This window comes from Palleronia rufa, from assembly GCF_000743715.1.
Classification (GTDB): Bacteria; Pseudomonadota; Alphaproteobacteria; order Rhodobacterales; family Rhodobacteraceae; genus Palleronia; species Palleronia rufa.
The window spans coordinates 714763-733269 of record NZ_JQEY01000001.1; the positions used below are offsets into that span (position 1 = coordinate 714763).

Annotated in this window: 23 protein-coding genes; 13 read left to right on the plus strand and 10 right to left on the minus strand. The window is 67.1% G+C overall.

Annotated elements, in window-relative coordinates; genetic code table 11:
• Window positions 1-15: 15 nt before the first annotated feature.
• From KW83_RS21805 to KW83_RS03360, 3 genes are read right to left on the minus strand one after another with little or no spacing between them, the layout of a single operon-like run.
• The gene (locus KW83_RS21805; protein ID WP_161785439.1) at window positions 16-204 is read right to left on the minus strand and encodes an IS3 family transposase; all 189 of its coding nucleotides are present in this window, start codon (window positions 202-204) and stop codon (window positions 16-18) included.
• 29 nt (window positions 205-233) lie between these two features.
• Window positions 234-557: a DDE-type integrase/transposase/recombinase gene (locus KW83_RS21810; protein ID WP_407667836.1), complete on the minus strand. Its 324-nt coding sequence runs from the start codon at window positions 555-557 to the stop codon at window positions 234-236.
• Window positions 558-563: 6 nt separating this feature from the next.
• On the minus strand, window positions 564-851 hold the full coding sequence (locus tag KW83_RS03360) for a hypothetical protein (RefSeq protein WP_036174350.1): 288 nt from the start codon (window positions 849-851) through the stop codon (window positions 564-566).
• Between the two features lie 433 nt (window positions 852-1284).
• On the opposite strand from KW83_RS03360, the gene KW83_RS03365 reads away from it, so the two are divergent.
• Window positions 1285-1626: a TM2 domain-containing protein gene (locus tag KW83_RS03365; RefSeq protein ID WP_036174352.1), complete on the plus strand. Its 342-nt coding sequence runs from the start codon at window positions 1285-1287 to the stop codon at window positions 1624-1626.
• Here KW83_RS03365 and KW83_RS03370 read toward each other — a convergent pair.
• Genes KW83_RS03370 through KW83_RS03375 form a run of 3 tightly spaced genes read right to left on the minus strand, consistent with a single transcriptional unit; the run spans window position 1623 to window position 3031 of the window.
• Window positions 1623-2165, minus strand: coding sequence for a DsbE family thiol:disulfide interchange protein (locus KW83_RS03370; RefSeq protein ID WP_235191346.1), 543 nt, complete (start codon window positions 2163-2165; stop codon window positions 1623-1625). The two genes, KW83_RS03365 and KW83_RS03370, sit on opposite strands and share 4 nt — an antisense overlap.
• A complete protein-coding gene (gene ccmD / locus KW83_RS19570; protein ID WP_081904426.1) occupies window positions 2158-2304 on the minus strand; it encodes a heme exporter protein CcmD in 147 nt (48 codons plus the stop codon). The genes KW83_RS03370 and ccmD overlap by 8 nt, the downstream gene beginning before the upstream one ends.
• Window positions 2297-3031, minus strand: a complete 735-nt coding sequence (locus KW83_RS03375; protein WP_036174357.1) for a heme ABC transporter permease — start codon at window positions 3029-3031, stop codon at window positions 2297-2299. Before KW83_RS03375 ends, ccmD begins: the two co-directional genes overlap by 8 nt.
• 212 nt (window positions 3032-3243) lie before the next feature.
• On the opposite strand from KW83_RS03375, the gene KW83_RS03380 reads away from it, so the two are divergent.
• Window positions 3244-4380 carry a Hint domain-containing protein gene (locus KW83_RS03380; RefSeq protein WP_051928197.1) on the plus strand — a complete coding sequence of 379 codons (1137 nt, stop codon included), beginning with the start codon at window positions 3244-3246 and terminating at the stop codon, window positions 4378-4380.
• 301 nt (window positions 4381-4681) lie between these two features.
• A complete protein-coding gene (locus tag KW83_RS03385; protein ID WP_036174360.1) occupies window positions 4682-5377 on the plus strand; it encodes a DUF502 domain-containing protein in 696 nt (231 codons plus the stop codon).
• Between the two features lie 6 nt (window positions 5378-5383).
• On the opposite strand, the gene KW83_RS03390 is transcribed toward KW83_RS03385, so the two are convergent.
• Window positions 5384-6406 (minus strand): patatin-like phospholipase family protein, encoded by a 1023-nt coding sequence (locus KW83_RS03390; protein WP_036174363.1) that lies wholly within the window; start codon window positions 6404-6406, stop codon window positions 5384-5386.
• Between the two features lie 78 nt (window positions 6407-6484).
• Window positions 6485-7258: a 3-hydroxybutyrate dehydrogenase gene (locus tag KW83_RS03395; RefSeq protein ID WP_036174366.1), complete on the minus strand. Its 774-nt coding sequence runs from the start codon at window positions 7256-7258 to the stop codon at window positions 6485-6487.
• 389 nt (window positions 7259-7647) lie between these two features.
• On the opposite strand from KW83_RS03395, the gene KW83_RS03400 reads away from it, so the two are divergent.
• The 5 genes from KW83_RS03400 (at window position 7648) to KW83_RS03410 (ending at window position 10787) form a co-directional block, all read left to right on the plus strand.
• Entirely contained in the window at window positions 7648-9465 is a 1818-nt protein-coding gene (locus KW83_RS03400) for an extracellular solute-binding protein (RefSeq protein ID WP_051928198.1), read from the plus strand.
• A complete protein-coding gene (locus KW83_RS20400; protein WP_152563457.1) occupies window positions 9462-9575 on the plus strand; it encodes an entericidin EcnA/B family protein in 114 nt (37 codons plus the stop codon). Before KW83_RS03400 ends, KW83_RS20400 begins: the two co-directional genes overlap by 4 nt.
• Window positions 9572-9709: a hypothetical protein gene (locus tag KW83_RS20870; protein WP_161785441.1), complete on the plus strand. Its 138-nt coding sequence runs from the start codon at window positions 9572-9574 to the stop codon at window positions 9707-9709. The genes KW83_RS20400 and KW83_RS20870 overlap by 4 nt, the downstream gene beginning before the upstream one ends.
• 61 nt (window positions 9710-9770) lie before the next feature.
• Window positions 9771-10118 carry a CsbD family protein gene (locus KW83_RS20875; RefSeq protein WP_036174369.1) on the plus strand — a complete coding sequence of 116 codons (348 nt, stop codon included), beginning with the start codon at window positions 9771-9773 and terminating at the stop codon, window positions 10116-10118.
• Between the two features lie 213 nt (window positions 10119-10331).
• A complete protein-coding gene (locus KW83_RS03410) occupies window positions 10332-10787 on the plus strand; it encodes a GNAT family N-acetyltransferase (protein ID WP_161785442.1) in 456 nt (151 codons plus the stop codon).
• Here the strand turns inward: KW83_RS03410 and KW83_RS18985 are convergent.
• The gene (locus KW83_RS18985) at window positions 10784-11242 is read right to left on the minus strand and encodes a PRC-barrel domain-containing protein (protein ID WP_161785443.1); all 459 of its coding nucleotides are present in this window, start codon (window positions 11240-11242) and stop codon (window positions 10784-10786) included. The two genes, KW83_RS03410 and KW83_RS18985, sit on opposite strands and share 4 nt — an antisense overlap.
• Before the next feature lie 63 nt (window positions 11243-11305).
• Here KW83_RS18985 and KW83_RS03420 point away from each other — a divergent pair, with 63 nt between their 5' ends.
• From KW83_RS03420 to KW83_RS03440, 5 genes are all read left to right on the plus strand, one after another.
• The gene (locus KW83_RS03420; protein ID WP_036174372.1) at window positions 11306-11995 is read left to right on the plus strand and encodes a haloacid dehalogenase type II; all 690 of its coding nucleotides are present in this window, start codon (window positions 11306-11308) and stop codon (window positions 11993-11995) included.
• The gene (locus tag KW83_RS03425) at window positions 11992-12417 is read left to right on the plus strand and encodes a cupin domain-containing protein (RefSeq protein ID WP_036174375.1); all 426 of its coding nucleotides are present in this window, start codon (window positions 11992-11994) and stop codon (window positions 12415-12417) included. Before KW83_RS03420 ends, KW83_RS03425 begins: the two co-directional genes overlap by 4 nt.
• Before the next feature lie 116 nt (window positions 12418-12533).
• Window positions 12534-14543, plus strand: coding sequence for a glycogen debranching protein GlgX (gene glgX / locus KW83_RS03430; RefSeq protein WP_235191347.1), 2010 nt, complete (start codon window positions 12534-12536; stop codon window positions 14541-14543).
• A 115-nt stretch (window positions 14544-14658) separates the two neighbouring features.
• Window positions 14659-15324: a class I SAM-dependent methyltransferase gene (locus tag KW83_RS18990; protein ID WP_051928202.1), complete on the plus strand. Its 666-nt coding sequence runs from the start codon at window positions 14659-14661 to the stop codon at window positions 15322-15324.
• Window positions 15325-15349: 25 nt separating this feature from the next.
• Entirely contained in the window at window positions 15350-16321 is a 972-nt protein-coding gene (locus KW83_RS03440; protein ID WP_036174380.1) for an aldose epimerase family protein, read from the plus strand.
• 696 nt (window positions 16322-17017) lie between these two features.
• On the opposite strand, the gene xylB is transcribed toward KW83_RS03440, so the two are convergent.
• Window positions 17018-18466, minus strand: coding sequence for a xylulokinase (gene xylB, locus KW83_RS03445; RefSeq protein WP_036174383.1), 1449 nt, complete (start codon window positions 18464-18466; stop codon window positions 17018-17020).
• Window positions 18467-18507: the final 41 nt, after the last annotated feature.

Consider the following 18507-nt stretch of genomic DNA (forward strand, 5'->3'; position numbering starts at 1 on the left):
TTTTGTGGAGAGCGTTTAGCTCACTTCCCATGCCTTTCGCTCGAAGGCGATGGGGCTTTGGAAGCCGAGCGACGAGTGCCGCCTGACGGCGTTATCGAACCCGTCGATATATCCGGCCACGGCGTTTGCGGCCTGGTGGCTGGATTGCCATGCGACCGGCCAGTTCGGCTCCGACTTGATGGTCTTGAAGAACGGTTCGACCATCGCATTGTCCCAGCCGTTCCCCCGCGCGCTCATCCATCGACGGCAGGCGATTGCAGGCATTCGCGGGCAATTGCCGAGTGGGAGATCAGGAGGCCGCGCTGTCGAAGTTCCGCCCGATAGTTCACAGAGCAGTAGTGCGACCCGCGGCCGCAATGATGGACCGGCCCCGGCGCGGGGTTCCGGGCCACCAGAGCACGGCGCAGGGCCTCTATGGCCAGGTCGCGCTTCAACCGGTCTTTCCTCGCCCGGCCAATAACGCGCCGGGAAGAGAGAGTCAGAGCGATGGCAAGCCGCGCTTCTTCATGCCGAAACGCCGGCGTCGGCCTGTTTCCGCTTTTCATAGAATACTTCATGATTTCTCAGTCGCGGCGCTCCGCAAAATCCGGGCAGTCCAGGTCATTGACGCAGGCCGAGAAGAACTGAGGCTTATGGAGGCAACCCCTGCGGCGCTGCCATGAAAAGAGCGGCGCCGATCCGACCTTCGTGCCCAGATATTCCTTCGACAGGTTTTGCAAACCGCCGTGCTCGTTGAGATATGCGCTGTTGAACAGATCAAGCGGCGCGACCCGCGGATCGACATCGAGGCGATAGACATATCCGTTAGGTCTGCCTTTGCAGTCTTTGGTCCGCTGATGCGCAGCTTTCATGGTGAACTCGTCCGGACGCGCGAGGAACCGCGTACCGCAGCAGCCGCAGGCCGGCCCGCCGAGAACGCCGATGTAGTTGCTCAGCCTGGAGATCGCGGCGTCGAGATGAACCCGAAACAGGATCGAAAATCCGCGGTCCCAAGATTTCTTCTACTTCGCATCTGACAGGGAGGCTGCGAGGAAAATCCTCGCAAATCCGGTCCGCACAACCGAGCCTGCGGGCCTCTGAAAATCACGGAAAATGAATGACCTGCCGCGGCGAGCGTCGGCTGGTCCCACTACGCGGAATGTGTCAGCCACCGTGCGGGTTTTCTGTCCTGATGTCGGCAGAGCACGTTCACTTGTCCTTAACCGGCAGCGTGCATCTTGAGGGGGCTGAGGGCGAGCTCTGCGCGGCGTCCACGTATCGAAACCGAAGAGATAAGGGACGACCATGGCTGCCACCACCGAAGAGAAGATGCTGATAGAGCAAAGGATCACGAACGAGTCCAAGTCCGCGGGCGTCGCCTATCTGCTTTTGATTTTCCTGGGCTTTTTCGGCGTCCATCGCTTCTATCTGGGCCGCACCGGGAGCGGCGCGACACAGCTTGTCCTGTTCATCGTCGGACTGGCGACGATCGTACTGGGCGTTGGCGTGATAGCGGTGGCGATCGTCGGCATCTGGGTCTTCGTGGACATGTTCCTGATCCCGGGGATGGTCTCATTCGACCGAGAGCGCCTTCGCTACCGGCTGACAGAGGCGGTCAACGGCACGAACCTGTCATCGCCGGTCTAGTCCCGCCCGGAGGCCTCGAGAGCGGGGCGGATCGTGCCCTCCAGCGTCCGCTCCGTCACCGGGCCGGCGACCCGGGCAACGATCCGGCCATCGCCGTCCACCACGAAGGTTTCGGGCAGGCCGAACACGCCCCAGTCGCGCGCGGTGCGCCCGTCGGGGTCCGCGGCGACGGCCGCGTAGAAATTGCCCAGTTCCGCAAGGAAGCCCATGGCCTTGTCGGGTTGGTCCTTGAAGTTCACCCCGTAGATCGGAATGCCGGTTTCCTCTGTCAGTGCCGCAAGGTTGGGATGCTCCACGCGGCAGGGGGTGCACCAGCTGGCCCAGAAATTCACCAGCTTCATCCCCGGCGCGGTCAGATCCTCATCTCGCAGGGGACGCAGATCGGCCAGCGGTTCAAGGGTGAGAGCCGGGGCCGCTTGCCCCACGAGGGTCGGCGGTGGGGCGTTCGGATCCTCCCGCCGCGATCCGGCGTAGAAAATAGCCGCCAGGACCGCGACACCCGCGAGCGACATCAGCGCACTGCGCGGCAGACTAGCCATTCCGGCGCTCCGCCCGGTCGAGCGCCCGGGCCATGCGTCGCGCCCGGAGCAGCGAAAGAACCACGATCCCGGCCAGCAGGACAGCGGACAGGCCATAGGCCAGCCCGACCTCCAGCGCGTATTTTCCAAGATCAGGCATCGGCCATCCTTTCTCGCAGGCGCAGGGCGTGAAGCCGGCGGGCGCGGATTTCGGTCCGGGTCCTGAGCAGCACCAGCGCAACGAAGAGTGCGGCGAACCCTGCGATGGAGACCAGCAGCGGATAGTAGAAGACATCCGCGACGTTCTCCTCGGCATCCAGGGACAGCGATGCCCCCTGGTGCAGACCCTGGTTCCAGAAATTCACCGCATAGCGCGACAGCACCGCGAAGACCGACCCGACAAGGCACAGGACCGACGTCAAGTCGGCCGCCGTATCGGGATCCTCTATCGCCTCCCAGAGCGCCATGTAGCCGAGGTAGAACAGGAACAGGATCAGGAACGACGTGAGCCGCGGATCCCAGGCCCACCAGGTGCCCCACATGGGCTGGCCCCAGACCGCTCCGGTAACCAGCGCGATAAGCGTCATGGTCACGCCCACCGGTGCCGCCGCCCGCGCCGCCAGGGCAGAGACATGGTGCCGCCGCACGAGCCAGATGAGCGACGCGACCAGCATCATCAGCCACGCGTTGATCGCCATCAGCGCCGAGGGTACGTGGAGATAGATGATCTTGACCGTCGCCCCCTGCCGGTAGTCGTCGGGCGTGAAGAAGAACCCCCAGACCAGGCCGACGACCAGAAAGACCGCCGCGATCGCGCCCAACGCGGGAACGAGCGGACGCGTCGTGGACATGAAGCGGGTCGGGTTGGCGTAGGTCCAGAGTGACATGCGGCCGGAGTACCCTCTGGAGCGCGGGTCAACAAGTGCAACCGGATCACAACCGCTTTCCGTGTTTATGCTTCGTTTATCATGTGTTCTTTTTTTCGGCCTAGGTGCGCGGTTCTTAAACCTACTGAAATCAACCTGCCCGATACCTCCGGACACAGCAGCGGGGACGACGCCTGGCCGACAGGCCGCAGAGACAGCATCGAGGGTAATTGATGGCCTATTTTTCGCACAACCTGCTTTATCTCGGCAAGCTGGAGATCATCGACAGCAACGAGTCCGCGGGCCATCAGAACGGTGAGAACCTCGCCCCGCTGACCGACAAGACCTATGCCTCCGGGCTTCGGGTCGTCGATGTCGTGGCGAACGACAAGAACGGCAACAACGTGCTGGATGAGGATACGACCTACTACAGCGACGGTCGGATATACCGCACCAATTCGGAGACGCTGCAATACGATCTGGGCCACGGCCCGGTTACCTCGGTCCTTGACTATACGGCGCTGGTGAGCGTCACCATTTCCATGCGCGACGGGACCCAGAAGACGGTGTCGCTGGTGGTGTCGCAGCTGCAGAACGGCGACACCTTTCTGGGAGAGCCAAGCAGCGCGCCATCGTCGCTGGACAATCTCAACATCTCGTCCATTCGCATCAACCGCGTGACCAACCAGGCGTCCAATGGCGACACGCTGCCGGTGTCGCGGATCGTCAACACCAGCACCGTCTGCTTTACCGCCGGAACGCTGATCGCCACGCCGGCCGGAGAGGTTCCGGTCGAGGACCTCATGCCGGGCGATCTTGTCGCCACGGCGGATGCACCGGCCCGACGGATCGTCTGGCGCGGGGGCATGACGCTTGGCAAGCTGGACCTGGCGCGCGCCCCGAATCTGCGCCCGATCCGCGTCGGCGCCGGCGCACTGGGACCCGGCATCCCGGCGCGGGACCTGGTGGTGTCGCCCCAGCACAGGATCGTGGTCCGCTCCGCGATCGCGCAGCGGATGTTCGGCACGGCAGAGGTCCTGGTGGCCGCCCGCAAGCTTCTGGACCTGCCCGGCGTAACTGTGGACACGGCGTGCACATTTGTACGCTATGTGCACATCCTGTGCGATACGCATCAGATTGTCGAAGCGAACGGCGCCGGGTCGGAGACACTCTATCTCGGCCCGGCCGCGCTCGCCGCGCTGCCGCGGGAGTCGGTCGATGAAATCGCCGCGCTCTTCCCGGCCATTCGGCAGCCCGGCTTCCTGCCCGTCCCGGCCCGTACGATCGTCGCGAAAAAGGCGCTGGTGCGACAGCTCGTCCTGCGCCATCTGCGCAACGGCCGCAGCCTGTCCGGGCGGGCCGCTGCGTAAGGCGGCCGCATCGTGGGACCGTCCCGATATCGATCTCCGACATGCATGGGACGTGCGCGCCGCCCGGCCAAGGCCCCCGGCTACGCAGGACCGCACCGGCAAGCCGATCGCCCGTGCCGGATCGCGCCGCCCGTCCGTCCGGTTGCCGCCCGTCCGGCGGGCATCTTCCCCCGCTCCGGAATGCCCGGTTTGCTGATCCGGTCCCGCGGACGCCGGAAGGATCCTTTCCGGCGCCGCAACGGACGTACGCAACGTGTCGTTGACCGTTGTAGCTGGGACAGGCGCGGCCTATCTCAGTCGCATGAGCGCGAAACCGATCCCAGACTCCCGCCGGCGCCGCCCCGCCTTCGCACGCCTGCGTGCGAATTTCCTGACCGGGCTGGTGGTGATCGCGCCGATCGGACTCACCATCTGGCTGATCTGGGCGGTGATCGGCTGGGTCGACGGATTCGTCCTCCCCTTCGTGCCGAACCGCTTCAAGCCGGAACAGTATATCGGCATCAACCTGCGGGGCGTCGGTGTCATCTTCTTTTTCGTCTTCACCGTGCTCGTCGGCTGGGTGGCCAAGGGCTACATCGGCCGCGCGATCCTGCGGCTGGGCGAGAACGTCGTGAACCGAACGCCCATCGTGCGGTCGGTCTATTCGGGTCTGAAGCAGATCGCCGAGACGGTCTTTGCCCAGTCCGACAGCAACTTCGACACCGCGGTCCTGATCGAATACCCGCGCAAGGGGATCTGGGCCATCGCCTTCGTCTCGACCGATGCCAAGGGAGAGATCGCCGGCGCGATCCCGGCCAGTGAGGACAAGGCCGCGGTGTTCCTGCCGACGACGCCCAACCCGACGTCGGGTTTCCTGCTCTTCGTGCCCCGCTCGGAACTGATCGAGCTGGAGATGAGCGTAGAGGACGCGGCCAAGCTGGTGATCTCGGCCGGGCTGGTCTATCCGAATGCCAAGGATCCCGCGCAACCGCAATCGGGCAGGATCGCCGCGGAATAGGGCGGTTCAGTCGTACATCTCTGCCAGATCGACGGTCGAACGCTTGCCGACATCGGCCAGATGGGTCTCCAGAAACCGTTCCGCCGCGCGGCGCCCGGCCTGGAACAGGCGCTCCACGATGATTGCCGACGGCACCAGCTTGGTCGCCACCGACAGGTCCCGCATGAGGTCGTCATCGGCGATCATGTGGACCAGGATATAGGCCATGGCGCCCTTCTCGACCTTGCCGCTTTCGATCAGCCGCTGCACGAAACGGATCGCGCGCAGGTCGCGAAAGAGCGACGCGTTGAAACTGATCTCATTGATGCGGTTCTGTATTTCCTGCGCCGAGTACGGCAGGTCGTCGCGTACAAGCGGGTTGATGTTCACAATGGCGATGTCGTTGGGCAGATGATCCTGATAGAGCGGGAACAGCGCCGGATTGCCGGTGTAACCCCCGTCCCAATAGGCCTCTCCGTCGATCTCCACGGCCTGGAACAGGGTCGGAAGACAGGCAGAGGCCATGAGCGAGTCGGGCGAAATCTCATCTCCGGTGAAGATGCGGATCTTGCCGGTGCGGACGTTGGTCGCGCAGACATAGAGATCCGGACCCGGAGAAGAGCAGACGCGCTCGAACGGCAGGTCCGCCAGGATCGGCGCCAGCGGATTGCGGTAGAACGGACCCATCGCATAGGGCGAGGTCGATCGGGACACGAAATCCCCCCACGCATAGGCCGAGGAATATTCGATCACGCGCGAAATCTCGGCCGTGGCGGGCGCGAAGGGCGACAGCCAGGTGGCGATCTTGAGATCCCTCAGCCCCAGGATGCGCGCCCACATATGGGCCAGAAGCGCCTTTGCCTCCGCCGGTCCGCCGGTGGCAAGGCCGGCCTTGAGGGCGGCGCCGTTCAGCGCGCCCGCGGATGTGCCGGAGATGCCCGCGATCTCGATCTCATCGCTGTCGAGAAGCCGGTCGAGGACGCCCCAGGTAAAGGCGCCGTGGGCTCCGCCGCCCTGAAGCGCCAGGTTGATCCGTTTCGGTGCGGCCATGGGGAGGTCCTCCTGTCGATGCGGTCCGCCACGCCCGTAGCGCAGCGCGGCCGCGCAGGCTATCCCCGTCGCCTGCGGTCAGCGCGCCGTCCAGCCGCCGTCCACGCTGATCGTCGTACCGGTGATCTGCGCCGCCGCATCGGAGCACAGGAACGTCGCCACGCCGCCGATTTGCTCGACGGTGGCGAATTCCTTGGACGGCTGCCGCGCCAGGATGACCTCCTTGATCGCCGTTTCCCGGTCCATGTCGTATTTCTTCATGGTGTCGGGGATCTGGTCCTCGACCAGCGGGGTCATGACATAGCCGGGGCAGATCGCGTTGCAGGTGATCGGATCCTCGGCCGTCTCCAGCGCGATCACCTTGGACAACCCCACCACACCGTGCTTGGCCGCGACATAGGCGGATTTGTAGGGCGATGCCCGCAGACCGTGGGCAGAGGCCAGGTTGATGATCCGCCCCCAGCCGTTGGCGCGCATCATCGGAACGGCCACGGCCGCGGTGTGGAACGCTGAACTCAGCATGATCGCGATGATCGCGTCCCATTTCTCGACCGGGAATTCCTCGATCGCAGAGACGTGCTGGATCCCGGCGTTGTTCATGAGGATGTCGCAGCGGCCGGACGTCTCGATCAAGGCCCGCGCCTCGTCGCCCTTGCTCAGGTCCGCCTTGATGTACCGCGCCTCCACCCCGTACCGGCTGGCCAGATCTTCTGCCAGCCTATGGTCCTCGTCGCGGTCGGTGAAGGAATTCAGCACCACATTCGCCCCGGCCTTCGCCAGTTCCGTCGCCACGCCCAGTCCGATACCGGAATTCGACCCCGTGACGACCGCCGTCTTGCCCTTCAGATCCATCCTTGCGCTCCTTGGGATGATGTCGCGGGCGACACTGGCCCGTCTCAAAGAGGAGTGCAAACGGACCGCTTCGGGGTCCGTTAACCAGTTTCACGACACCGTGATTCGCGAGTCGTTTCCGGCGGTTGCGCGGCGACCCGGCATCGGGGACGGTCGCAACCACGCTCGAATCGTCTTGTTTTACGGGGGACCGGCAGAAACCCGCCAAAAAAAACGCCCGCACAAGGCGGGCGTTAAGTCATTGAGGCAGGTTTCATACAGGCAAGAAACCTATCGAGCAGTGCGTCCTACATACTCCGATTCCATGAGGAAGCAAATCTAAAAGTTTGAATACGCATGGTTCCGGCCTTACGCTGCACGTCAAAAGCACCAACAATGAGCAGCAAACCATGACACGTCTCGCCGTTCTGCTGACCCGCGCCGGTCGGCTTGCCGCCCTTGCCACGTTGATCTTTCCGGCGACGAGCCTGGCAGAGCCGGCCCATGGAGTCGCCATGTTCGGTGAGCCCGCGCTTCAGCAGGATTTCACCGCCCTGCCCTACGCCAATCCCGACGCGCCGCAGGGGGGCCGGATCGTCACCGGTGAGGTCGGCTCCTTCGACTCGCTCAATCCGCACATCCTCAAGGGCACGGTGCCCTGGATGCTGCGCTTTCTGGCGTCCGAATCGCTAATGGGGCGCAACTACGATGAGCCGTTCTCTCTCTACGGTCTGCTGGCAGAGACCATCGACGTGGCCGAGGACGGCTCCTGGGTGGAGTTCCAGCTGCGCCCGGAGGCGACCTTCTCGGACGGCACGCCGGTGACGGTCGAGGACGTGCTGTGGTCCTACGAGACCCTGGGCACCGAAGGACACCCCCGCTATCGCGGCGCCTGGCAGAAAGTCGAGAAGGCAGAGGCGGTCGGGACACGCGGCGTGCGCTTTACCTTCAACGTCGAGGACCGCGAGCTGGCGCTCATCATGGGGATGCGCCCGATCCTGAAGAAAGCCCAGTGGGACGGCGTCGATTTCGCCGATTCGGGCCTGACCACCGTGCCGATCTCCTCTGCCCCCTATGTCATCGACGATTTCGAGCCCGGGCGGTACGTGACGCTGAAAAAGAACCCCGACTACTGGGGACAGGATCTGGGTTTCAACCGCGGCCTGAACAATCTCGACGAGGTGCGGATGGAGTTCTTCGGCGACGCCACCGCCCTGTCGGAGGCATTCAAGGGCGGGCTGATCAGCACGCTGCGCGAAACCAACGCCGAACGCTGGGCCACCCAGTACGACTTTCCGCGCGTCCAGTCCGGTGAGGTGGTGAAATCGGAGATCCCGCATCAGCGCCCCTCCGGCATCGCCGGGCTGGTCATGAACACCCGCAACGCCCCGTTCGACGACTGGCGGGTGCGCGACGCGATGATCCAGGCGTTCAACTTCGAGTTCGTGAACCAGGTGCTGAACGGCGGCAAGCTGCCCAGGATCACCTCCTATTTCTCGAACTCCGAGCTTGCGATGGCGATGGGTCCGGCGGAGGGCCGCGTCGAGGAGTTGCTGATCCCGTACCAGGACGATCTGCTGCCCGGCGCGCTGGAGGGCTACTCCCTTCCCGAAAGCGACGGCACGGAACGCAACCGCGGCAATGTCCGCAAGGCGCTGGCGCAGCTTCAGGACGCCGGCTGGAGCGTCGCCGACGACGGCGCGCTGCGTAACACGGAGGGAGAGGCCTTTACCGTTGACATCCTGCTGCAGCAAGGCGCCAACGAACCGCAGCAGGTGGTGGATCTCTATGCCGCGGCCCTCAGACGGCTGGGGATCAGCCCCACCATCACCGTCGTGGACAGCGCCCAGTTTCAGGAGCGCGCCAACGCGTTCGATTTCGACATGGCGTGGTATCTCAAGGGCCTGTCATTGTCCCCGGGCAACGAACAGCTGCTCTACTGGGGCTCTGCCGCGGCCGACCAGACCGGCAGCTGGAACTGGATGGGCGTGAAGAGCCCGGCCATCGACGGGCTGGTGAGCACCATGCTCTCCTCCTCTTCCAAGGAGGATTACGTGGCCGCGGTCAAGGCGCTGGACCGGGTGCTGACCACCGGCCGCTACGTGGTGCCCGTGTGGTATAATCCGGTCTCCTACATCGCCCATGACGCGGATCTGCGCTATCCCGACCGCCTGTCGGTCTATGGCGACTGGTTCACCTGGCAGCCCGATGTATGGTGGCAGGAATGATCCGCACGGCCTTGATCCTGCTTAGCCTTTTTCTGGCCGGGTGCGGCACCGTCGAAGGCATGGGAGAGGATATTTCCGACGCGTCGCGCTTCGTACGGGACCGCCTTTGATCCGCACGGTGCTGCTGGCGGCGGTGCTGGCCCTGCCGGGCTGCGCGCTTGTCCGCATGCCCGTGACCCTCGCGGCAGGCGCGGTGACGGGAACGGTCAAACTGGTCACCCCCGACATGGGCGATCTGGACTGAGCGACGGAACCCGGTGGCGGCGCGCGCATTGGTGGGCCGAACCCGGAAAGGATCGACCGACATGCAATGGACCGCCGTCAAGAGCAACTGGCCCGCCTTCGTAGAGGCGATCATGCAGCGCTGGCCGGCCACGCAAGAGAACGACCTTCTGGCGCTGGACGGCGACCGGGAGCGGTTCGTGACCCACCTGGCCGAGGCAGAGGGGCTGGCGCGTCCGGAGGCGGACCGCCAGGTGGCCGAATGGCTTCAGGGCGCCGTGCCCGCCGACGTCGCAATGGATGAGACCCGCGACAGCGAAAATATCCGCGCCTCCGCCGCGCACATCCCCGTCGGGGAAGATGTCTATTCGGACGACAAGGATTTCGGGTCGGAGACGCCCCAGCCGCGCCCCATCGGCCGCGACAGCTGAGCAACCCAGGCTGGAATGAGGCGGCGAGCGCCCTAACCTCCCGGCGACACCCGCTGTGAGACGCTCATGCCCCAAACCGATACCGCCCTGTCCGAAGGCCAGTTCTCCGTGCCCCCGGGTCACCTGGCGGTGGTCGTCACGCATCTGATCTGCCGCACAGCGTCGCCAGCCCGCGCTGTGCCGGACGGGATTTCTCTGTTTCCGGAACCGTCAATGTCTCCAGACGCTTACCGGCGTCTTTTCACGCTGATCGGGCGCGATTGGCTCTGGACGTCGCGGCTTATGCTCGACGATGACGCGCTTGCCGCCGTGCTCCGGAACCCCGACGTCGCCCTTTATACGGTCCGCGCGGACAGCGGCACGCTGGGCATGATGGAGCTGGATCTGACCGACCGCGCGGTACCGCAGATCAGCTTTTTCGGTCTGACCCCCGACGCGACGGGGCGCGGCATCGGCGCGTGGCTCATGGCGCATGTTCAGGCGATGCTCTTCGACGGCGGCGCCCAGGCGATCCGCCTGAACACCTGCACGCTGGACAGTCCCCACGCCCTGCGCTTTTACCTTGGCGCCGGGTTCGAGGCCGAGCGGCGCGAGGTGCGCGTGTTTCCCGACCCCCGCGCGCTGGGGCTTCTCGACGCCGCTGAAGCACCGCACGTTCCCCGGATCTAGTCGTCGATCCCGAATTCGGGCAGACCCTCCAGCCGCTCCCGGTCGAGCCGCGTCACCACCGTAACCTTGTCGGATCCTTCGGAGGGGCGGGCCAGCCGGATGTCCTCCAGCGGAATCATCACCGCCTTCTGGCCGATCCCGATGAACCCGCCGACATCCGTCGTCAGACCCTGGACGACACCCTGGGGGGTCAGCACCACCTCGTCCACCTCGCCGATCTCCGTCAGCCCCGCGACCATCGCCGCCAGCGGCGCCTCATCGTCCCACACGTTCTCATCGTAGTCGCCTTCCAGGGACACGATCCGCGCGTCCTCCAGCATCGAGGCGGTAATGTAGTCGGGCTGCGGGGCGGGCGTCAGGCGCGCCGCCTCCGACTGCGATCCGGACTGGGCCATAGCGGCCCCGGCGCCCAGGGTTGTGGCGAACAGGGCGGCGACGAGGGCTTTACGTGACATGGGCATACTCCGATCATGGCGGTTGACGGAGCAACATCGGCAAAGGGCGGAGGTTCCGGCGGCATGCGGATAGAGGCGCTGATCTTCGACGTGTTCGGAACCTGCGTGGACTGGCTGACCCCGGTGTCGCGCGCCGTCGCGGCGGCGGTGCCAAACGCGGACGGCCGCGCGGTCGCGCTGGACTGGCGCGCCGAATACGACCCGGCCATGGCCCGGATCCGCGACGGCGCGCGCGGCTACGTCCCGCTCGAGATCCTGCACCGCGAGAATCTGGACGCGGTGCTCGCCCGCCACGGCCTGACCTGCGCCGATCCCGCGACGCTGGCCGACGCGTGGGAGCGGCTCGACCCCTGGCCCGATACGGTCGCGGGGCTGCGCCGGATGCGCGCCCGCCGGATCGTGGCGCCATGCTCGAACGGATCCATCGCGCTCATGGTGCGGCTGGCGCGCCACGCCGGCCTGCCCTGGGATGCGATCCTCGGCGCGGACCTGGCGCGGGACTACAAACCCGCGCCCGCCGTCTACCTTGCCTGCGCCACGGCCCTGCGGCTGCCGCCCGACCGCGTGATGATGGTCGCCGCGCACAACGGCGACCTCCGGGCCGCGCGGGACGCCGGCCTGGCCACCGCCTTCGTGCCGCGGCCGCTGGAATACGGCCCCGGCCAGGCAACGGATCTTGCCCCGGACGCGGACTGGGACCTGGTCGCGGCGGATTTCGACACCCTGGCGCGATCCCTGGAGGACGGGCCGTGACCGCCGACCAGATCATCGCCCTGCTGGAACTGTCGCCCCACCCCGAAGGCGGTCACTTCCGCCAGACCTGGGCGGCCGATGGCGAAGGCCGCCCCGCCGGCACCTGCATCTATTTCCTGCTCCGCCGGGGCGAACGCAGCCATTGGCACCGCGTCGACGCCGCGGAGATCTGGCACCACTACGCGGGCGCCCCCCTTGCCCTGTCCGTGTCCGCGACCGGGGACGGTCCCGCCTGCCGGCGGATTCTGGGGCCTGACCTTGCATCCGGCGCGCGGCCCCAGATCATCGTTCCGGCCCACCATTGGCAGGCGGCGGAACCGCTCGGCTCCCATACGCTGTGCGGCTGCACGGTCAGCCCCGGGTTCCGGTTCGACGGGTTCGATCTCGCCCCGCCGGATTTCGACATTCCCGCATATCGCTGACGCCGCGATCCGCCGCGCCGGCGTGCACCCATGGCGCGCGCCGCTGCGATTGAACCGCAAGCCCGCGACATGCGTTCATCGCCGGTCAGCCCTTACCATCCAGGACCGCTTTCCCCGTGACACATCCAAAATTCGACCGGTCCGCCGCGTCCTCCGCCCGGCTGGGCGCCCAGTATGACGGCGACGGCACCAATTTCGCCCTGTTCACCGAGAACGCGACCGGCGTCGAGCTCTGCCTCTTCGACGCCGACAGCACGGAAACCCGCGCCGACCTGCCTGAAATGGAAGGTGGCGTCTGGTTCGGCTACCTGCCCGACATCCGTCCCGGACAGCGCTACGGCTACCGCGTCCACGGCCCCTACGACCCCGAGGGCGGCCATCGTTTCAACCCCAACAAGCTGCTGATCGACCCCTACGCCCGCCAGCTCGACGGCTCGGTGATCTGGAACGATGCGCTTTACGGCTACGACGTCTCGACCGGGGATGATACCACTTTCGACGACCGCGACTCGGCCGCCTTCGTGCCCAAGGGCTTCGTCACCGATCCGGCCTACGACTGGGACGAGACCCGCGCCCTCGACACCTCCTGGCGTGAGACGGTGATCTATGAGGCCCACGCCCGCGGGCTGACCATGCTCCACCCCGAAGTGCCACAGGATCTGCGCGGCACCGTGGCGGGACTTGCCGCGCAGCCGGTGCTGGATCATCTCAAGCGCCTCGGCGTCACCGCCATAGAGCTTCTGCCGATCCACGCGTTTCTCCAGGACAGCTACCTGGTCGAAAAGGGCCTGACCAACTACTGGGGCTACAACACGCTCAACTTCTTCGCGCCCGAGCGCCGCTATCTCAAGTCCGGCGAATGGGGCGAACTCAAGGACACCATCCGCCGTTTCCATGAGGCCGGGATCGAGGTGATCCTGGACGTCGTCTACAACCACACCGCCGAAGGCTCAGAGCTTGGCCCCACCCTGTCGTTCCGCGGCATCGACAACGCCAGCTACTACCTGCACGGCGCCGACCTGCGGCATTGCTACGACACCACGGGCTGCGGCAACACGGTGAACGTGGCCCACCCGATGGTGCTGCGCATGGTGCTGGACAGCCTGCGCCACTGGGTCGAGGAAATGCATGTGGACGGGTTCCGCTTCGATCTGGCCTCGACCCTGGGGCGCGAAGCCACCGGGTTCGAGCGCGAGGGCAGTTTCTTCGCCGCGATCCGTCAGGATCCGGTACTGAGCCGGGTCAAGCTGATCGCCGAACCCTGGGACATCGGCGACGGCGGCTACCGGGTCGGCGGCTTTCCCTGGCCGTTCCGGGAGTGGAACGACAAGTTTCGCGACGACACCCGCGGATTCTGGAAGCGAGAGGGAGGCCTGAAGGGACGGCTGGCCGAACGGCTCTCCGGCTCTCCGGTGCAATTCGACCATTCCAACCGGCCGGCGACCTCCTCCATCAACTTCGTCGCCGCCCATGACGGGTTCACGCTGTGGGACTGCGTGTCCTACAACGACAAGCACAACGAGGCCAACGAGGAGGGCAACCGCGACGGCCACGACCACAACCTGTCAGACAACATGGGGATCGAGGGGCCGACCGACGATGCCGGTGTAACGGCCTCGCGGCTGCGGCGGGCACGGGCGATGCTGGCGACGCTCTATCTCAGCCGCGGGGTGCCGATGCTCCTGGCGGGCGATGAGCTCGGCAACAGTCAGGACGGCAACAACAACGCCTATTGCCAGGACAACGAGATCGGCTGGACGCAATGGGACACTGGCCGCGAGGCCCTGTCCGACACGGTCGCCGCCCTGGCCGAGATCCGCCGCCGCCACCCGCTGATCGACGCCACCCGGTTCGACGCCGAGGCTGCCGTGACCTGGCGCGGTCCCGATGCCTCGGCCCTGGACGACACCGACTGGACCGACGACGCGGTGCCGCTGGTCATGGATGTGGGCGCGGATGACGCGCGGATGCTGATCGTGTTCAACGGCGGCGACGACGCCACCCTGACCCTCCCCGAGGGGGCCTGGACGATCGCCTTCCAGTCGGAGCCGGATGCCGCGGCGACGCTCGACGGGCTGACCCTGACCGTCGGCTGGCAGAGCGTCGTGGTGCTGGAGCCGGCCTGAGAAACGCGTCGCTCATGTTGAGTTGTCGGGAAATGCCCCGCCCGTGCCCGATCCGCGTCCACTGCCAGGTCCCGCCGGATGGCATACCGGCGCCATAGCGCAATGGATATTGACCATGAAGACGATAGATCGGGCCACATTGGAGTGGTATGAGACGAACGCGGATTTATACGCGGACCGCGTCAGCCGATCCTCTCCGGATGAGGATCTGATGGCGTTCATCGACGCCCTTCCCGCGACGGAGGATCCCGTGCTTGACTGGGGCTGCGGGCCCGGCAACACCGCGGCGATACTGGCGTCGTTTTCCATCGCCGTGGCCGCGACGGATATTTCCCCCGCCATGGCCCGGCTGGCGTCGAGCCTGGGGATCGACGTGCGGATCGAGGCATTCGATGACCTGCCCCGGATCCCCCTCTACCGCGGCATCTGGGCCAATTTTTCGCTGATCCACGCGCCGCGCGCCGCCCTGCCGGGCCTCATCGCGCGCGCGGCGGAGGCCCTTGTCGCCGGCGGCGTCCTGCACCTGGGGCTCGACATTTCCGTGGATGGGACGGGCCCGGTGCAGAACCCGGAGTTTCGCCTGGCCTCCGGGCGGCTCGTCGGTCTGGTCGGCCGGGACGAAGCCGACCGCATGGTGCGGATGGCCGGCTTGTCCCCGATCCGTCTGCGGGAAGGCGATGTCACAAGTCCGGACGGCCACAGCGTCCGCTTCCTGATCCATCAAAGCCGCAAGCCGCGCCATCCTGGCCGGACGGGTGGGAAGCGGCCGCGGATCTGCTAGGTCGTCACCGGAGGGAGGGTGATCCATGATCTTCGGAACCATGCCGGACGGCAGGACGGTAGAGGCTGCGACGATATCCGCCGGAGACCTGTCCGCCACCCTCCTGACCCACGGCGCGCGGCTTCAGGATCTGCGCCTTGCGGGCATCGGCTTCGGCCTGGTTCTGGGCGCGCCGTCTCTGGCGCCGTACCTGGGCCCGATGGGCTATTCGGGAGCCATGGTGGGCCGGTTCGCCAATCGGATCGCCCATGGCCGCTTTACGCTCGACGGTCATGAGATCCGTACCGACCGGAACGGCGCGGGCGGGCATACGCTGCACGGCGGCGCCCACGCGGCAGAACAGCAGGTGTGGCACCTGACAGAGCACGGTCCCGATCGGGCGGGCTTCGCGCTGACCATGCCGGACGGGCAAAACGGCTTTCCGGGGCGGCTGGAGGTGCGCGTCAGCTACACCATCGCGCCGCCCGCGCGGCTGAGCATCGTGACAGAGGCCACGACAGACGCGCCCACGCCCTGCAGCTTCGCCCAGCACGCGTATTTCAGTCTGGCCCCCGGCGACGCGCGCGGCCATCGCCTCCGCGTGGACGCGGCACATTATCTGCCGGTGGACGACACGCTCATCCCGACCGGTCGGATCGCCCCCGTCGCCGGAACGCCGTTCGATTTCCGCGCGCCGCGCACCATCGGCGAGGCGGGACTGGATCACAACTTCTGCCTTTCCCGCAACCGGACCGATCTGCGTGAGGTCGCGGCGCTTTCGGCACCGGCGACCGGCCTGACCATGACCGTCGAGACGACGGAGACCGGCATCCAGGTTTACGACGGCGGCGGAACCGCGGACATGACCGGCCACGGCGGAGAGGCCCTGCCAGCCCATGCCGGTGTCGCGCTGGAAACGCAGGTCTGGCCCGATGCGCCGAACCGGCCCGATTTCCCCGACGCGATCCTGCGCCCTGGCGAGAGCTACCGGCACGAGGTCGTCTATGCGTTTCGGTGACACCCGACGCGCGGACTTCCGCCGCATCGCTGGCCACCCGCCGGCGCGGCCGCGCAGGAACCGCGCGCCGAAGGCACCGCGCCGGAGCGGGCACGTGCACGGCGGCCCTGTCCGTCACACCCGCCAAACGTGGCCGGACCACCGCATCGTCATCGGGACACCGCCCCCGCACCATGCCCGGTCTCGCGCCACGATGCCGTCCGGTCTCCGTCTCGGTCGGAACCTTTCGGCCCGCACGTGGCCCGACCCCGCCATGCGTCGCCCGCCCGGCCAAGCGACGGTCGGCCTCATGGACGACCGCGCGCATCCCGGAACGGCCCCGCGCCGTTCCGCACGCCCGGGTCGGCCTCTGCACTCGGGCCGGTCGGTTCACCGCCATGGGACGGGCACCGAAGGGCGCGGACAAAGGGCCGGGAACGGCGCGGGGATTCCGCTGCACGGCCCGACGACGCAGCGGCAAGCGCCTCTGCCCGCGGCAGACCGGCGGCCCCTTCCGCGTAGGCCCGAACCCGCATAGCCAACCCCGCGTCCGTATGGCCGGTCCGGTCTTTCGCCGCGGATCGGGGGCGGTCCCGTCGGCACTGCGGCCCGTCACCAGGGCCCGGGGCCGGCCGCGGCGGTCGGGCATTCGCCGGGTCGCGCACCGTCCATGCGCCGCCCGCGCGTCGCAGCACCGACCCTGCCGTTTCCGGAACCTCAGGACCTGTGGCGGTCCTGCTGTGCCGCGCGAAGGGCGGCAAATCGGTCGGACCGCGCGCGGAGCGCGTCGGCAATGTCGGGGTCCGGCGCAACGGTACGGGCGATGCCGGGCGGCGCGCAGATCTCCGATGCCAGGCGCCCCGCGGCCAGCGCACCCAGCCGCGCCGCGCCCAGCGCCGCGCCGTGCTCTCCGGCGGCCGGAACATCGACCTCGACCCTGAGCGCCGCGGCGATGAGGGCCAGCCAGTAGGCCGAGCGCGATCCCCCGCCCACCGCCGTGATCCGCTCAAGCGACGTGCCGGCTTTCGCCAGCGCCGCAAGGTTCTCGCGCAGCGCCAGTGTCACGCCTTCGAGCACCGCCCGCGTCAGGTCGGCCCGTCCGGTCGCATGGGTCAGCCCGTCGAACGTGCCGGTCAGGCCGGGGTCGTTGTGGGGCGTCCGCTCGCCCGAGAGATACGGCAAAAAGGTCACGGCCCCGGGCGCCATGGGCGTGTCCCCGATCTCATCCGCCAGCGCCCCGGCCGTCGCGCCGGTCACACCTGACAGCCAGTCCAGCGCCGAGGCGGCGGAGAGGATCACGCCCATCTGATGCCACCGGCCCGGCAACGCATGGCAGAACGTATGGACCGCGCTTTCCGCGTTGGGCCGGAAGCCCTGCGTCGCCGCGAAGAGCACGCCGGAGGTGCCCAGCGACACGAACCCCTCCCCCTCCTGCGTGACGCCGACGCCCACCGCGGTCGCCGCGTTGTCGCCGGCGCCGCCCGCGACCGGCACATCCGCCGCGATACCCCAGCGCCGGGCCAGCTCCGCGCGCAGCCCGCCCGACGGCTCGGACCCCTCGACCAGCGCCGGCATCTGCGCGCGCTCCAGCCCCGTGGCGGCCAGGCAATCGTCGGACCAGTCCCGCCTGTCCATGTCCAGCCAGCTGGTTCCGGCGGCATCCGACATCTCTGACACATGCGCGCCGGTCAGCCACAGGCGCAGGTAGTCCTTGGGCAGCAGGACCTTGGCGATACGGTCGAACAGGTCCGGCTCATGGCTGCGCATCCAGGCGATCTTGGGCGCGGTGAAGCCGGGAAAGACGATATTTCCGGTGATCTCGCGGAACGGTCCTTCGGCGTCCATCCGCGCCGCCTCTTCGTGGGCGCGGCCGTCGTTCCACAGGATCGCGGGGCGCAGCACGGTGTCCGCAGCGTCGAGGCAGGCCGCCCCGTGCATCTGCCCCGACAGGCCGATCCCCGCGACGCCCGACAGGCTGTGCGCAGCCGACAGCCGGTCGAGCGCGCCGCCGGCCGCCGCGATCCAGTCGGCGGGATCCTGCTCGGACCAGAGCGGCTCCGGGCGGCTGACCGTCAGCGCCGCCCCGCTCTGTGCGACCACCGCGCCATCCCCGTCGATCAAAAGCGCCTTGACCCCCGACGTGCCCAGATCCAGTCCCAGATACATGACGCCCCTTCCAGTTTCCGCGCGTCCTCTTTGACACGGCC

What these genes read in the sequence shown, in the direction of transcription:
- KW83_RS03390 (WP_036174363.1), bottom strand. Translation starts at nt 6,406, where the DNA reads ATGGCCGCACCGAAACGGATCAACCTGGCGCTTCAGGGCGGCGGAGCC.
- KW83_RS21805 (WP_161785439.1), bottom strand. Translation starts at nt 204, where the DNA reads ATGGTCGAACCGTTCTTCAAGACCATCAAGTCGGAGCCGAACTGGCCG.
- KW83_RS18990 (WP_051928202.1), top strand. Translation starts at nt 14,659, where the DNA reads ATGAAGACGATAGATCGGGCCACATTGGAGTGGTATGAGACGAACGCG.
- xylB (WP_036174383.1), bottom strand. Translation starts at nt 18,466, where the DNA reads ATGTATCTGGGACTGGATCTGGGCACGTCGGGGGTCAAGGCGCTTTTG.
- KW83_RS03410 (WP_161785442.1), top strand. Translation starts at nt 10,332, where the DNA reads ATGTCTCCAGACGCTTACCGGCGTCTTTTCACGCTGATCGGGCGCGAT.
- KW83_RS03365 (WP_036174352.1), top strand. Translation starts at nt 1,285, where the DNA reads ATGGCTGCCACCACCGAAGAGAAGATGCTGATAGAGCAAAGGATCACG.
- KW83_RS03360 (WP_036174350.1), bottom strand. Translation starts at nt 851, where the DNA reads ATGAAAGCTGCGCATCAGCGGACCAAAGACTGCAAAGGCAGACCTAAC.
- ccmD (WP_081904426.1), bottom strand. Translation starts at nt 2,304, where the DNA reads ATGCCTGATCTTGGAAAATACGCGCTGGAGGTCGGGCTGGCCTATGGC.
- KW83_RS03375 (WP_036174357.1), bottom strand. Translation starts at nt 3,031, where the DNA reads ATGTCACTCTGGACCTACGCCAACCCGACCCGCTTCATGTCCACGACG.
- KW83_RS03400 (WP_051928198.1), top strand. Translation starts at nt 7,648, where the DNA reads ATGACACGTCTCGCCGTTCTGCTGACCCGCGCCGGTCGGCTTGCCGCC.
- KW83_RS20875 (WP_036174369.1), top strand. Translation starts at nt 9,771, where the DNA reads ATGCAATGGACCGCCGTCAAGAGCAACTGGCCCGCCTTCGTAGAGGCG.
- KW83_RS03420 (WP_036174372.1), top strand. Translation starts at nt 11,306, where the DNA reads ATGCGGATAGAGGCGCTGATCTTCGACGTGTTCGGAACCTGCGTGGAC.
- KW83_RS03440 (WP_036174380.1), top strand. Translation starts at nt 15,350, where the DNA reads ATGATCTTCGGAACCATGCCGGACGGCAGGACGGTAGAGGCTGCGACG.
- KW83_RS03385 (WP_036174360.1), top strand. Translation starts at nt 4,682, where the DNA reads ATGAGCGCGAAACCGATCCCAGACTCCCGCCGGCGCCGCCCCGCCTTC.
- KW83_RS03370 (WP_235191346.1), bottom strand. Translation starts at nt 2,165, where the DNA reads ATGGCTAGTCTGCCGCGCAGTGCGCTGATGTCGCTCGCGGGTGTCGCG.
- KW83_RS20400 (WP_152563457.1), top strand. Translation starts at nt 9,462, where the DNA reads ATGATCCGCACGGCCTTGATCCTGCTTAGCCTTTTTCTGGCCGGGTGC.
- KW83_RS18985 (WP_161785443.1), bottom strand. Translation starts at nt 11,242, where the DNA reads ATGTCACGTAAAGCCCTCGTCGCCGCCCTGTTCGCCACAACCCTGGGC.
- KW83_RS03395 (WP_036174366.1), bottom strand. Translation starts at nt 7,258, where the DNA reads ATGGATCTGAAGGGCAAGACGGCGGTCGTCACGGGGTCGAATTCCGGT.
- KW83_RS21810 (WP_407667836.1), bottom strand. Translation starts at nt 557, where the DNA reads ATGAAGTATTCTATGAAAAGCGGAAACAGGCCGACGCCGGCGTTTCGG.
- KW83_RS03380 (WP_051928197.1), top strand. Translation starts at nt 3,244, where the DNA reads ATGGCCTATTTTTCGCACAACCTGCTTTATCTCGGCAAGCTGGAGATC.